13 protein-coding genes and 2 pseudogenes are annotated in these 12,125 nt (G+C 36.3%); 3 read left to right on the top strand and 12 right to left on the bottom strand.

The annotated features are described in order from the left end of the window. A pseudogene (locus CWB66_RS16570) lies at positions 1-792 on the bottom strand (SPFH domain-containing protein); the annotation flags it as partial. Beyond that, positions 785-1,123: a methanolan biosynthesis protein EpsI gene (locus tag CWB66_RS16575; RefSeq protein ID WP_138586225.1), complete on the bottom strand. Its 339-nt coding sequence runs from the start codon at positions 1,121-1,123 to the stop codon at positions 785-787. The pseudogene CWB66_RS16570 and the gene CWB66_RS16575, both read right to left, overlap by 8 nt. A 513-nt stretch (positions 1,124-1,636) precedes the next feature. Between CWB66_RS16575 and CWB66_RS16580 the strand changes: the two genes are divergently transcribed. Next, positions 1,637-3,766, top strand: coding sequence for a pre-peptidase C-terminal domain-containing protein (locus CWB66_RS16580; protein WP_138586226.1), 2,130 nt, complete (start codon positions 1,637-1,639; stop codon positions 3,764-3,766). Positions 3,767-3,937: 171 nt separating this feature from the next. Here CWB66_RS16580 and CWB66_RS22730 read toward each other — a convergent pair. Continuing rightward, a pseudogene (locus CWB66_RS22730) lies at positions 3,938-4,054 on the bottom strand (alpha/beta fold hydrolase); the annotation flags it as partial. Positions 4,055-4,078: 24 nt separating this feature from the next. Continuing rightward, positions 4,079-4,252, bottom strand: coding sequence for a hypothetical protein (locus CWB66_RS22325; RefSeq protein WP_171037527.1), 174 nt, complete (start codon positions 4,250-4,252; stop codon positions 4,079-4,081). 697 nt (positions 4,253-4,949) lie between these two features. On the opposite strand from CWB66_RS22325, the gene CWB66_RS16595 reads away from it, so the two are divergent. Together CWB66_RS16595 and CWB66_RS16600 are read left to right on the top strand one after the other, a co-directional pair. After that, positions 4,950-6,107, top strand: a complete 1,158-nt coding sequence (locus CWB66_RS16595) for a hypothetical protein (protein WP_138586227.1) — start codon at positions 4,950-4,952, stop codon at positions 6,105-6,107. Between the two features lies 1 nt (position 6,108). Then, the gene (locus CWB66_RS16600; protein WP_138586228.1) at positions 6,109-7,146 is read left to right on the top strand and encodes a putative phage abortive infection protein; all 1,038 of its coding nucleotides are present in this window, start codon (positions 6,109-6,111) and stop codon (positions 7,144-7,146) included. A gap of 31 nt (positions 7,147-7,177) precedes the next feature. Here CWB66_RS16600 and CWB66_RS16605 read toward each other — a convergent pair whose 3' ends face one another. The 8 genes from CWB66_RS16605 to CWB66_RS16630 form a co-directional block, all read right to left on the bottom strand. Further along, positions 7,178-7,492, bottom strand: a complete 315-nt coding sequence (locus tag CWB66_RS16605) for a hypothetical protein (protein ID WP_138586229.1) — start codon at positions 7,490-7,492, stop codon at positions 7,178-7,180. 81 nt (positions 7,493-7,573) lie between these two features. Beyond that, on the bottom strand, positions 7,574-8,032 hold the full coding sequence (locus CWB66_RS16610) for a type II toxin-antitoxin system YhaV family toxin (RefSeq protein WP_138586230.1): 459 nt from the start codon (positions 8,030-8,032) through the stop codon (positions 7,574-7,576). Beyond that, positions 8,033-8,227 (bottom strand): hypothetical protein, encoded by a 195-nt coding sequence (locus CWB66_RS16615; RefSeq protein WP_138586231.1) that lies wholly within the window; start codon positions 8,225-8,227, stop codon positions 8,033-8,035. A 186-nt stretch (positions 8,228-8,413) separates the two neighbouring features. Next, positions 8,414-8,608, bottom strand: a complete 195-nt coding sequence (locus tag CWB66_RS22735) for a hypothetical protein (protein WP_252371779.1) — start codon at positions 8,606-8,608, stop codon at positions 8,414-8,416. Then, complete coding sequence (locus CWB66_RS22740) at positions 8,605-8,940, bottom strand: tyrosine-type recombinase/integrase (protein ID WP_252371780.1); 336 nt, start codon at positions 8,938-8,940, stop codon at positions 8,605-8,607. Before CWB66_RS22740 ends, CWB66_RS22735 begins: the two co-directional genes overlap by 4 nt. 60 nt (positions 8,941-9,000) lie before the next feature. Then, positions 9,001-9,255 (bottom strand): tyrosine-type recombinase/integrase, encoded by a 255-nt coding sequence (locus CWB66_RS22745; protein WP_252371781.1) that lies wholly within the window; start codon positions 9,253-9,255, stop codon positions 9,001-9,003. 529 nt (positions 9,256-9,784) lie between these two features. Further along, positions 9,785-10,867, bottom strand: coding sequence for a cell division protein FtsZ (locus CWB66_RS16625; RefSeq protein WP_138586232.1), 1,083 nt, complete (start codon positions 10,865-10,867; stop codon positions 9,785-9,787). 78 nt (positions 10,868-10,945) lie between these two features. Beyond that, positions 10,946-11,920, bottom strand: a complete 975-nt coding sequence (locus CWB66_RS16630; RefSeq protein ID WP_138586233.1) for a helix-turn-helix transcriptional regulator — start codon at positions 11,918-11,920, stop codon at positions 10,946-10,948. Between the last annotated feature and the right edge of the window lie 205 nt (positions 11,921-12,125).

The raw sequence follows: 12,125 nt of genomic DNA on the forward strand, positions 1-12,125 counted from the left end.
TTCGTAATCAATATCAATAATACTCGCATCAACGACTGTGATCCCGTAAGAGCCTAAAATAGGCGCATTACGTAGCGGATTACCTTCATCATCCATTTTAATATTAATAGTAACGCGCTGTTGCTTACTTAAGTTACTTAAATCATCTGTTTTATCACGCTCACCGGTACTAATAATTTGCTCAGTAACAAAAATACCATTAGTAAGTTGATCAGAAAAATCCTGGCTTAACTGGCCATTACCACCTGAATAATGTTGTTCAACCGACATCATACGAGCCGACGCTTTTACATTTTCAGTGGTCGCACGCATTAAAAGGTTAGAAATTAGGGTTTCTTGAGAGCCAAATTCTTCATGAATTTTTAATAAACCACGCAAAGCGCCCGACTCACTAGCGGGTACGTTGCCAGGTAATCTAAAGCGGGAAACACCTCGTGCTCCACCGGTCGTGGTATCTAAGAATCGAATAGGAATTAACGGAACAATAGCACTGGCTGTTGCACTGCTATCGCCGGTAAAGTTAATTGAAATAACTTTTTTATAGGCTGATGTCGTACCAAATGCTTTTAAGTAAGGGCCCGCTTGATTTATTACCGTTAAATTACCGGTAAAAGCTGACTGATGAACTAGCCGTTCATCGGCTTCATTCCATGAAATAACCTGCGAAGTTAATGTTGCAATCACTGCTAACACCACAACAACGGATGTTAGTAAAATCACATTACGACGGCCAAAACGTGCCATAAATGACGTATTTTTTGCCTCAGCGACTGCTTGTTGCTCGCTAACCATTTTTAGTACTCTCCATGTTTAGTTTCTTTTTAACAAAATACGTAATTTCTTGTTCGCTTAAATGCGCACAAAAACTACCCGAGCGATGCAAGTCTATAAATGTTGCAAGGATCTCTTCTTTGCCTTTAATTGTTTTTTCTTGGTTTTCTTGGGTTTGGTTTTTCTCGCTAAGTTGAGCAATGAGTTCATCAATAATGGTGTCTTTATCAAATAACACATTATATTCTTTTGACTTGCTTACTCGGCTCTTTCGTATATTGCTGTAAATCACATAAAGCGCCACACACAAAATAATAACGAGCGTACTTAACCCAATAATATAAAAAATCATAACGTCTGCTTATATTAATTGAATAATTAACCCCAACAACAAATGTAACGACTAGATCACAGATGTTAAGCCGATAATTTTACAGAATAACGACCCAAATAACAGAATTAATACTTGGCTTGTGTATATTTTTGTAAAAATTAAATTAGATAAAAGTTCAATATCAGGAGTCTCAATATCTACAATATTACTTTTAGTGGGTGTTAGTAAAAGTTATTACCTGTATTGGTAACAGCCTTTTAGACTCAACAGGGAACATCTTGTATTTAAACTTTCAAATTGAATACTAAGCCATTTATTCTTTTTAAAATGAGCTGATCTCAAAGTGAAAATTGCAATAATTTCCGAGTAAAGTTAAAAAAATTTAAATTTTTTACTGGCGAAGATTAAAATGCGGCCTACCCTTAGTATGTAAATTAGGTACTGATTATTTGCTCAACGTTTAATTACATGGGCATGCAGTTGATCGTTTACGTTACATCAAACCACTTGTAAGTGAAAAAGGATATAAAGATGAATAAATGTAAATATGCAACATTAATTGCCATTGCCATTTATGGACAACATAGTATTGCTGCTGTGGATGAGCTCACTATTTTACAACACACTCAAGAAGCAAAGAAAACTACAATCGCCAAACAGGCTGACACTAATATAAAACTTTCTAAGCAATTTGCTATCGAAACTGCGCAAGGACACGTAATCACTCAAACTGTATCTCATCCCAATGCTGATTATATAAAACTGCACTTTAATCAGGTGGACCTAAATGGTAGCGCAAAGTTAGTAGTCAGAAGTGAAGACAACTCAGAACGTTATGAATATAGTAATGACAATATGGGCGCTGCAACGATCGATAGCTTAAACGGGGATGATGGTGTGCATTCATTTTCTTCTATGTCGGTTTCAAATGACAGCGTTATCATTGAGTATTACCCTGATCCAATAACCAGTAAGCAGCATCACCAGTTTGGTATTATTGATAGTTACTTTTACGGTACCGAAAGCGCTAATATAAAACTCAGCGAAGACAATACACCTGCCCCCTTGTCAACATGTGGCATTAATGAACGCAAAGACGTGCAATGTTGGGCCGACTCAAACCCAACAGAGTTCGATCGCAGCCGCCCTGTCGCACGCTTAGTAATAGGTGGCCGCAGTTTATGTACAGGCTGGCGCGTTGGCAGCGATAATAAATTATTTACCAATAACCACTGCATTGAAACCGCATCTGAACTTGCCTCTACAGAAGTGTGGTTCAACTACCAAAATAAAAGTTGTAATGGAACAACTAAAGAAACCATTGTAAAAGTGACAGGCAAGGAGTTTTTTAAAACTGACTACACATTAGATTATACGCTGTTCAGTGTTAATGATTTTGCCGCTATTGAGCAGTTTGGTTACTTGGGGCTAGATGTAAGAAACGCACAACAAAGTGAGCGAATTTATGTTCCTCAACATGGTTCAGGTAACCCTAAAGAGCTATCAATTGAATCTGATCAAGACACCAATGGTTTGTGCCAAGTTAATGCCCCCTCAACGAATGGGCGTGGAAGTAATACGGATATTGGATACTATTGTGACACTATAGGTGGCTCTTCTGGTTCTCCTGTTGTTGCAGCATCAAGTAATCGTGTTATTGCACTTCACCATTTAGGTGGATGCTACAATAAAGGCGCCAAAATAAGTAAAATTTGGCCCCAAGTCGCAACCTACTTTAATGGCACAGTTCCTGTTGGCGATAACGACGGTACTAACCCACTGCCACCTACCGCACGTTTTGAATACAGCTGTGAACAATTACAGTGTAATTTTGATGCAACTGGTTCCAGCTCCGCAGGTACAATCAATAACTACAGTTGGAACTTTGGCGATAATCAAACCGATACAGGCGCAACTGTGATGCATAGTTTTGTCTCTGCGGGTGACTACGACGTTTCTGTTACCGTTCAAGATAGTAATAATAATACAAATACACTAACCCAAACTATTAGTGTTTCCGATGGTTCCTCAACAGAGATTGAATTAACTAAAGGCCAAGCATTAACAGGCCAAAGTGCAGCAATAAATCAAGAGAGTATCTACTATATTGATGTGCCTGCAAATACCACGAACATTACAATGAGCATATCAGGTGGCTCAGGTGATGCAGACCTATACGTTAAGAAAAATACAATACCTACCACAAACGATTACGACTGCCGACCATTTAGAAATGGTAACAGTGAAAGCTGTAACGTGAGTCAAGGAGAAGGTCGCTATTACGTTATGCTTAAAGCCTATAGCAGCTACAGTAATGTCACTATTATGGCTGATTATGAAAACAGCACACCACCGACGGGAGATAGCACCATTATTGCTTCTCGCGCCTATGGATTTCCTGGTTTTTGGCAACGATATAGCTATGTGGTTCCTACAGGAAAAACATCTGTAACAATAAACACAACAGGTAGCCAAGGAGATATCAGCCTGTACGTAAAAGCAGATGGTGCTGTCACGCAAACACAATATGATTGCCTATCAAAAAACACCGGCAACAACGAAAGCTGCACTCTAGCCGTTAGTGCTGGTCAATCATTACAAATCGGCTTGTTAGGCGTCACTAATTACGATTGGGTTAAGCTTGTTGCAACTGCAAAATAATTAATATCATTCCCCTAAAAAAAGCACTGCAGTGAACCTGCAGTGCTTTTTATTTGGTTTTAATTTACTCTTTTAATGCAGGCGTAATAAACATCACAATAAATAAAAAATACCACCTATTACAAAAAGAACTCATAGTTAGTAGTTATTAAAAAACATAATCCGATCTCGCTATTGAGTGCGTGATAATAGCTTCAAAACTTGTTTAACTACCATTTCTGGCTCATCATTTTGTGGATAGTGGTAACTATTATTAGTGAGGGTAATTTCACCTCGAGGAAAAGCGTTAGTTAGGAGCTAGCACCTCAAGCTTTAATTTTGAGATTTATCAATTTTAGAAATTAATGTATCAAGCACCATTAAGTCATTAGCCTTTTCCATATATTCATCGCTATCTCCATCAAGCTGCTTAAGCTCTACTGTTTCTTTTTCAACCCTGCTTTTAAGAGTACTTTTAATTAATCTAAGCTCTAATTGTGAAAACATAATTAACCTACATCTTTATTTGGTATATCGATAAAACAAGGGATAGCCATTGAGTCTAAATGATTTAATTTATCTAAGTACAGCGTTACAGGCACATCGTATAGAGGTCGAATAGTAAAGTGGTTTTTATTATTAGTTTCATAATGTTAAAGCAAATTAGTAGTTAGCTTAAGTTATAACATTAACCGTTATATTTATAAATAAATTCTCTAACGCAGAACCTCAGAAATAAATAATCACTTCAATCACTCTTAAATTCGTGTTTTGGCTAATAGATTTCCTTATTCAAACCTATAAACCTCTGTGACCCTATGCCATAATCTAAATAATTCATAAATTTAGTAACTTGGCGGTTTGCTTTTAGCCTCCAAAATAGGGCATTCCTTGATAAATTTATCGGTTTCTAGTTATTTATTATTTTAAGGTTGCTAAGTGTGAGCATGGAACCTAAGTTCCATTACAATAACTTGATTTTCATAGGCCCTGAAGCCAAATGCAACCATGGTTCTTACGAATTGGTCCAAGTAACTTTTAAGCAGCTTATCTTATCGAAGGTGATCACAAACTCTTAAAGCCGCCAACCCGAACTTGCCAGAGCAATTTATATCGATTAATGAAAAGTATACGTTAATTGGCAAAGTTATATTTACAGATAAGTCGCTTTAAGGCGATTAAAAATAAAATTAAAGGACTAATTATGTTTCTTGAAAAAAAAGCGGACATCGAAAATTTTATTAATATGTACGATGTTAAATTGTTTGAATTTAAATTCCAATTAGACTCTGACAATAGTGAACAAGTACTGTTAATATTCAAAGATTCATTAAAAATTTTAAATTCGATAATACAATCACCTGAAAAGTGGAGCCAATACTGCCCTACAGCAATATTAAAGCAGGGCTCTGAATTCATTCAACAAATTAAAACTTTATCTAATGATACAAATGAAAAGCTCTCTCAAGCTGAGGTTGAGAGTATATACAGCTATTGTATTGATTTTTTATTTGAGGCAAATTTCAGAGCCGAGAAAGAGAATTTTATTGAAGGTAAACTATTTAAAGACTTAGAAAGGAATGTATTTTTAAATATTAACAACCCTATCTTAAGTAGTTATACAAGAACAGGAATCGCATACGCTTTGTATGCCACACCTCATAACTTATTAAAAGACTTATTTCACTCAGAAAACATTAAGCTATTTTCTGAAGTTGATAAAAAAACTGAAAAAGCTAATCTTGCGGTAAATAAATTAAACACATTTTCTTCTGAAGTTACTGATGCTATTTCTGAACTTCAATCTGAATTAAACAAAAAAGAACAAACCGTAAAAAACTTAAACGAAACGTTAGATAAACAAAAAACTGCCTTTAATTTCGTGGGTTTGTACGATGGTTTTAATCAACTATTGAGAACGAAAATTAAAGAGTCTAGAGTATTATTAGGCTTATTAGCAGTGATGGGTTGCATGATGATAATCCCATTATTATGCACGATTTTCGGTTGGCTACCTGAAAGCATATTGAAAGCCGAAGAGCCAATTTCTCACTTGTTGAAACTAGTCCCATTTATTTCATTAGAGATCTTACTGATTTATTTCTTTAGAGTCATACTTCAAAACTATAAATCAGTAAAAGGACAAATACTTCAAATTGAGCTAAGACAAACCCTTTGTCAGTTTATTCAAAACTATGCAGATTACTCAAAAGAGATTAAAAAAGATGATCCTACTGTTTTAGAAAAGTTCGAAAATCTTATATTTAGCGGGATTATCAGCGATGCTGAAAACCTCCCGAGCACATTTGATGGCATGGATCAGATAGGTAAACTATTTAGCACACTTAAAGGTAAGGGATAGCATGGAAAAGCTCATTAAAAGAATTTGTATAACTGCTGCAATAGCTGCATTAATCGCTATAGGTACTTTCATCTCACATTTTGGGTTAGGTTTTGCATCTAATATTGGTAACTGGGGAGCAGTTGGAGATTTTTTTGGCGGTGTACTAAACCCCACGTTCGCCCTACTCAGCTTAATTTTAATTGCTTATACACTAATGCAAAATAAAAAAGCGCTGGAGCAAAGCGAAAAAGCAATCGAGCAAGGCACTAAAGCAATCGAGCAAAATGAAAGAGCACTTCAAGTAAGCAATGAAGAACTTAGACTAACTCGTGACGAACTTGCCAACTCATCTGATGCATTAAAAGAGCAAGCTAGCTTATTAGCAGTACAGAGCTTTGAAACTACGTTTTTTAATATGTTGGAATTGCATAATAAACTTTTAAGTAACATTTTTTATGACCGCCGTGACTTTAGTGAAGAAATAAGAAATGAGCTTAAGATTGATTTCATTGACGATGGGCATGGTAATGCCAAAAATGGCTTGGACTCATTAAATCGATTATTATATGCAATGAATAGCGCACACTCTAGAGCAGATTTTAAAGTCCCTATTAGCTTTATTTTTACTATATTTTATAAGTACGAAAATAAAGTTTTTGGAAGTTACTGTAGAAATTTATATCAAATTTTAAAGCTAATAAAATTTGGTATAAAAGGGTTTTCTGAGCAAAAAAAATATAGCAATATCCTCCGATCTCAACTATCAAACCAAGAGCTAACTTTGTTAATGTTCAATTGTACTAACGCTCAAGTAGATGAAGGGCAATTCAAAGAGCTCATTATTTACTTTGAATTATTTGAACACTTAGATTTTATCCACGTTATACCGTCAAATAAAAGCCCTTCATTCTTTCGAATAAAAAACCCAACTATAAATATCAGTTCAGAAATAATTGATGCCTACATCCTACTTACTGATGACAATAAATTAATAAAATCGGCATTTGGCCAAAATGACATCTTCTTTCAATATTGTGAAGATAAAGAATATATTTAATAAAAAAGCCCGCTAAGCGCGGGCTATTTGGTCATAAACCTTTTTCTATTTGTTTTTTTGCATAATATTCAAATGCTTTAACCTGCATTTCTTTCCAAGAATCATAGCCTGTATTTTGATTTATAAAACTATCCCACTCATCATCTGGTATTACTTTAAAATCTTCTGCTGTTTCGACAGTAAAAGGACTACTACTTAATAGTTCATCAAAGTTTTTATATTTAGAGTGTTTTGATATGAAATTATCACTCATCAGTTCATATAACCTTATAGATTTTTTATTACCTAATTCCTCTAAGTTTTTAGATAGTTTTTTCAATCCGCTCATATCTGTTTTTGTAGACATGAAAACTCCCTTTTATTTTTGATTAGGAGTTTAGCTTAGTTAACGACATGAATTTATCAAATTTATCCACAAAAAAACCCGCTATTTGCGGGCTTGTTTATTAAACTCTGTTGATTGCTCTATCAGTTCATCAATGCTACTGGGTACAGTCCCTTTAGATAGCATTTTTTTAAAAACTTCATAAACATCCGTTTTACTACCATCTTTACGAAGTGTTGACTGGTCGTTAAACCAAGCAAGAACTATTGCTTTATTTGTACTCGAAAACTTAAAAAAAAGTCGATACCGATTAGGCATACCTTTTTTAGCTCTGCGCCAATCTCGGTTACTTTTACCTAACGTGTTACCCAGTACAAAGTCTGGTGCTTGAGGGTCTATAAATATTCTGTTTTCAATACAATCGGTTACACATTCAAATAACTTATAGATTGCTGATTCGTAAAAGTGCTCTGGGTCTTTTTCAGCTTCGCGTTCGACCTGATTTAATACTTCCGTGTATCTTTGTTCGAATACGGTATGCCAATATCTTTCCCAGTGCATTTACATCTCTATTAATTCGTTATTTTGACGTGCAACGAGTGCCTTGTGCTTGATTGCTGCGATACGATCAAATACAGAGTCAGGAATTTTTTTTACATTTCCCGCTCTAATGTCAGCATCAAGTAGATTCAAGAACTGCTTTTCAGCTTCATTTTCTCGTCTTACATCACTTAATTGAATAATTTTTTTGCTCATGACAACTCCTTTTCGAAGGCCATTTATATTTAATTGAATTAAATTTAAGTGCTTTAATTTTAAACTTATTGACGGTTATGTCAATAATTATGTATGCATCCATACATTTGCGTATTCTGTTGTATTATTTCTTTTGCAACTCTGTTTTTATTGCTTCATCTATTAATCCACAATAAAGCTCATACCTCAGCCGGCTCCTTTTACTCCACGAATTGTTTGGCCTAACATTTTTTCTGTTACGTGCGGTGCTACACCATTTTCACTTAGTAGTGTTGAAAGTGAGCGGCGGGAATCATGCGGTAAGAACTTAGGTATTTTATATTTTTCAAACAAGTGATCCCACATTCTACAACAATAACGATTAATAATGTGGGTGGTCATTGGTTTGTGTGGATTGCTTTATTTGTTTTTGAGTTTTCGGGCGGTACCGTCCAAATATTGTTGTCAAAGTCGAAATGCTCCCACCTAGCTAAACGAACCTCTGATTGCCTAGCGCCTGTTATGTAAATTAGCTGCAAACATCCTTTGGTTGCAGGAGTGGCTTTTGAGCTTTCTATTTGTATCCAAAGTTTTGCAATTTCATCAAAACGCATCACTCGCTGGCCTACCGATGCTTGTTCGCCTACATCATTTATATTTAAAGTTAGTACGAGGTTAAATGGCTTTACTTCACCGCGTTTTTCAGCACAGCCTATTATTGATTTTATGCGCACCAATATTGTGCCGGCTGTTTTAGCACTGCCTAATTTCTTTATGTCATCAAAGTACGTGATCTAATCTTTAATGGTCATTAAATCAAGTGGCTTAGCTTCATCATTTAAAAATGGCAAAACCCATTTGCTGACTTGATGTGTATAAAGTATTTGTGTTTTTTCTTTTAGGTCAGGTATTTTTTTATCTAACCACTTTGCTGCAACATCTGCCATTGTAGGTAAACCTTTGGCATTGTTACGCATAAGCTTAAGCTCGAGGCGTGGGTCTTTATCTTGGCTTAACCAATTTTGAAATAATGGGATATAGTCTTGCACTTCTTTAATGCTAAGCCCCGGATAACGCCCTAGCGTAATAATTACCTGTTTACCATCTACACGACAACGGTATTACCAAGTGATAGTCCCCTTGGCAGATACCCTTACACTTAGACTATCTCTATGCGATAATACACACGGTGTTTGATTTTTGCCTAGCAGCTTTCTTATTTTCGTTTAACTAATTGCCATTTAATTTTTTATACACAGTTAGCAAAAAATTTATACGCGAATTTATACACACCATGCAAATATTAAAGTGCTTTCTAAAATAGACAATAAATAACAAAAGCAAATAAAACCCACGAATATATAGGGCTTAAAGAAAGAATGAGTGAACCAACATACTACGAAAATCAAGCAACAATCTACTGGCACGATTATGAGACCCCCAATAAAAACAAGCACCTCAAGGGCTAGAAGTGATTTCTGCACACATTTCTGTACGCAGAATTCTTTTTAACAATTTTAGAGCTACTTAGAGCTGTAAACTTTATAAAGTAAGAGTTATAAGAGAATTTTATAACTCTTATTGTGGGGCTGGCGATTTTGTCCTGATATAAGCAGGGATGTCAAAAATATCAGATGGCTTTGGCCTAGCCTTGTTAGCTTTTTCCTCAGGCTTTTTTTCTTTACTAAGGTCATCAGTAACCATTTTAGTACTGGCTCCCGTAGCAATTACCAGTAACTCATAATTAGTCGCTAAGCTTTCTATTTTTGACACACCACAAATAACCAAAGCATTAGGGCTTACCTGCTGACGGACTGTATCGGTAATGAGGTTGTAACTACCCAGTGAAATTTCATCTTTGCAATTGACTTGTATTATTACACCCGTACTTGATGACATATCGACCTGATTAACCAGCGGATTGTTAAGTGCCCCATCAAGCGCAGTAGTTAGCTCGCTTTCTTCATCGCATTTACCAACCCCTAGTACTGCATCACCCTGGCAATCCATAATTTTAGCAAAATCGTTTAAATCAACGTTTATTAGGCCTTGAAAGCACAGCATATCGATGAGTGATTTTATCAGTGAGTGGAGTATTTGATTTGAGTGTTTAAACGCATCGAATAATCCTATATCGTTACCAAGCACCTCAATCAGTTGATCGTTTGGGAGAGTAATAACCGCATTAGCATGCTCTTTAAGCTCATTTAAACCTGCTTCCGCTATATTATTTCTAAACTGCCCTTCACTACTAAATGGCAATGTAGCAACAAATATAATGGGCTTACCTTGCTCACTAGCAAGTTGAGCAATGTAAGGGCTGGCGCCAGTCCCAGTACCGCCACCCAACCCTGTTGCACACAGAATTATATCGCAGCCATTAATAAGCGTTAAAAGCTGCTCTTTACTTTCTTCTGCTGCCTGCAGCCCAACTTTAGGATCTGCTCCTGCACCATATCCATGAGTAAGCTCTGCACCTATTAGTACAGCTTCATCACTTTGCGTATGTTCAAGCACCACTTTGTCGGTATTAACGCTGTATAAGTGCGCTTGCTCAGACTCGCGTTGTTCAAAAATACTGTTAAGTGTATTACAGCCACACCCACCAATACCAAATACACCAATCGATAAACCATCATTTTGCTGAATTAATTGAAACATAATCTAATCACTCCTTAACTTTTAAAGGAGCATAACAAATAGGTGCGTCAAAAATTGACGCACCTAAACTAGTTGGAGTTATTTATAAATGTTAGCGGCCGCTTGAAGCTTGCTAACAATTCTTTGCCGCAACTTTTCAGGTTTAATTACTTCTAGCCAATGAGAAAATTTAAATAATTCATCGGTTAATTGCTCGGTATCAATAGTCTGGTAAGTAACTAATACACTTTTTTCATCAATATGTTGCTTATCAGTCAGCTCGCCAAGCTCAATAAACTCTTGATTAACAGCAGAGTGTTTGGGGACTTTTATAATTAACTCAATCCCTTCTTGCAACATGCCTTTGTTAATCGCACTACGTAACGACTTTAACTGCCCAATACTTGGCTCACGTCGTGTATTTTGCAGAATATGTACATTACGAATGCGGTAAACCGGCATTTGGTAACACTTTTCGTGAAGTTCTCCCACCATGAACTGCGCCATTAATACCCCACCTTGCTCAACTAAGTTGTAAAAACTCAACTCAGCAAACTTCAACCAATGTGCTTCATCGTAAAGTACCCTATAAAGTTCAGCGCTCACTGCACGCTTATGCTTAATCGCATGCTCAATTTGTGCCACTAACTGAGCATCAATATTCACTTTTAACGAAGGCTTAGGAAGGGTTGCAAGCCAGTCAGGTACATGCCCATTAAAACGTTTAAGCGCCTGCTCTGCTTTAATATGAACGGAGTATTTAACATCACTCGGGACAGATTGCGGTAGTAACTGCTCTAGCAACAAATAGTGTTCAGCCATTTCGCTACTCATTACTTTTGCGTTACCACCTCGCCACTGCGCATTAATAGACCACCCAAACGGTTTACTCCGCATATCTTTTTCAAGCCCAAAGCAACCTTGCTCGAAAAGTGATTGGAGATCGCGTTGAAGCATGCGAGTTGAAATATCAAAGCCACGTTCAAGCAGTTTTTGCTGCAACTGGAGGGTCGAGATAGAGCTTGGCGCTATTGGCACAAGCTCTAGAATTGATAAATGGCGGTGTAAAATCATTAAAATACTTAGCTACTTCTGAAGTAAATAATTACGAGCTTGTTAGTTAGCGATATTGATTTATCCATACCGTCAAAAATAACCCCTCTAGGATAAGGTTTATTCTGAGCTTGTTCAACAACCACCTCATTTCAAGACTACTTCGCAACATAGAAGACTCAACGCAACTTGGCCTGACTTAGTTTCCCTCTCTGTCAGACTAGTT

It is taken from the genome of Pseudoalteromonas sp. S558, assembly GCF_005886635.1.
Classification (GTDB): Bacteria; Pseudomonadota; Gammaproteobacteria; order Enterobacterales; family Alteromonadaceae; genus Pseudoalteromonas; species Pseudoalteromonas aliena.

Excerpts from the sequence above, each read along its gene's own strand:
- CWB66_RS16575 (WP_138586225.1), bottom strand. The coding sequence starts at position 1,123 with ATGATTTTTTATATTATTGGGTTAAGTACGCTCGTTATTATTTTGTGT.
- CWB66_RS16580 (WP_138586226.1), top strand. The coding sequence starts at position 1,637 with ATGAATAAATGTAAATATGCAACATTAATTGCCATTGCCATTTATGGA.
- CWB66_RS22325 (WP_171037527.1), bottom strand. The coding sequence starts at position 4,252 with ATGTTTTCACAATTAGAGCTTAGATTAATTAAAAGTACTCTTAAAAGC.
- CWB66_RS16595 (WP_138586227.1), top strand. The coding sequence starts at position 4,950 with ATGTTTCTTGAAAAAAAAGCGGACATCGAAAATTTTATTAATATGTAC.
- CWB66_RS16600 (WP_138586228.1), top strand. The coding sequence starts at position 6,109 with ATGGAAAAGCTCATTAAAAGAATTTGTATAACTGCTGCAATAGCTGCA.
- CWB66_RS16605 (WP_138586229.1), bottom strand. The coding sequence starts at position 7,492 with ATGTCTACAAAAACAGATATGAGCGGATTGAAAAAACTATCTAAAAAC.
- CWB66_RS16610 (WP_138586230.1), bottom strand. The coding sequence starts at position 8,032 with ATGCACTGGGAAAGATATTGGCATACCGTATTCGAACAAAGATACACG.
- CWB66_RS16615 (WP_138586231.1), bottom strand. The coding sequence starts at position 8,227 with ATGAGCAAAAAAATTATTCAATTAAGTGATGTAAGACGAGAAAATGAA.
- CWB66_RS22735 (WP_252371779.1), bottom strand. The coding sequence starts at position 8,608 with ATGACCACCCACATTATTAATCGTTATTGTTGTAGAATGTGGGATCAC.
- CWB66_RS16625 (WP_138586232.1), bottom strand. The coding sequence starts at position 10,867 with ATGTTTCAATTAATTCAGCAAAATGATGGTTTATCGATTGGTGTATTT.
- CWB66_RS16630 (WP_138586233.1), bottom strand. The coding sequence starts at position 11,920 with ATGATTTTACACCGCCATTTATCAATTCTAGAGCTTGTGCCAATAGCG.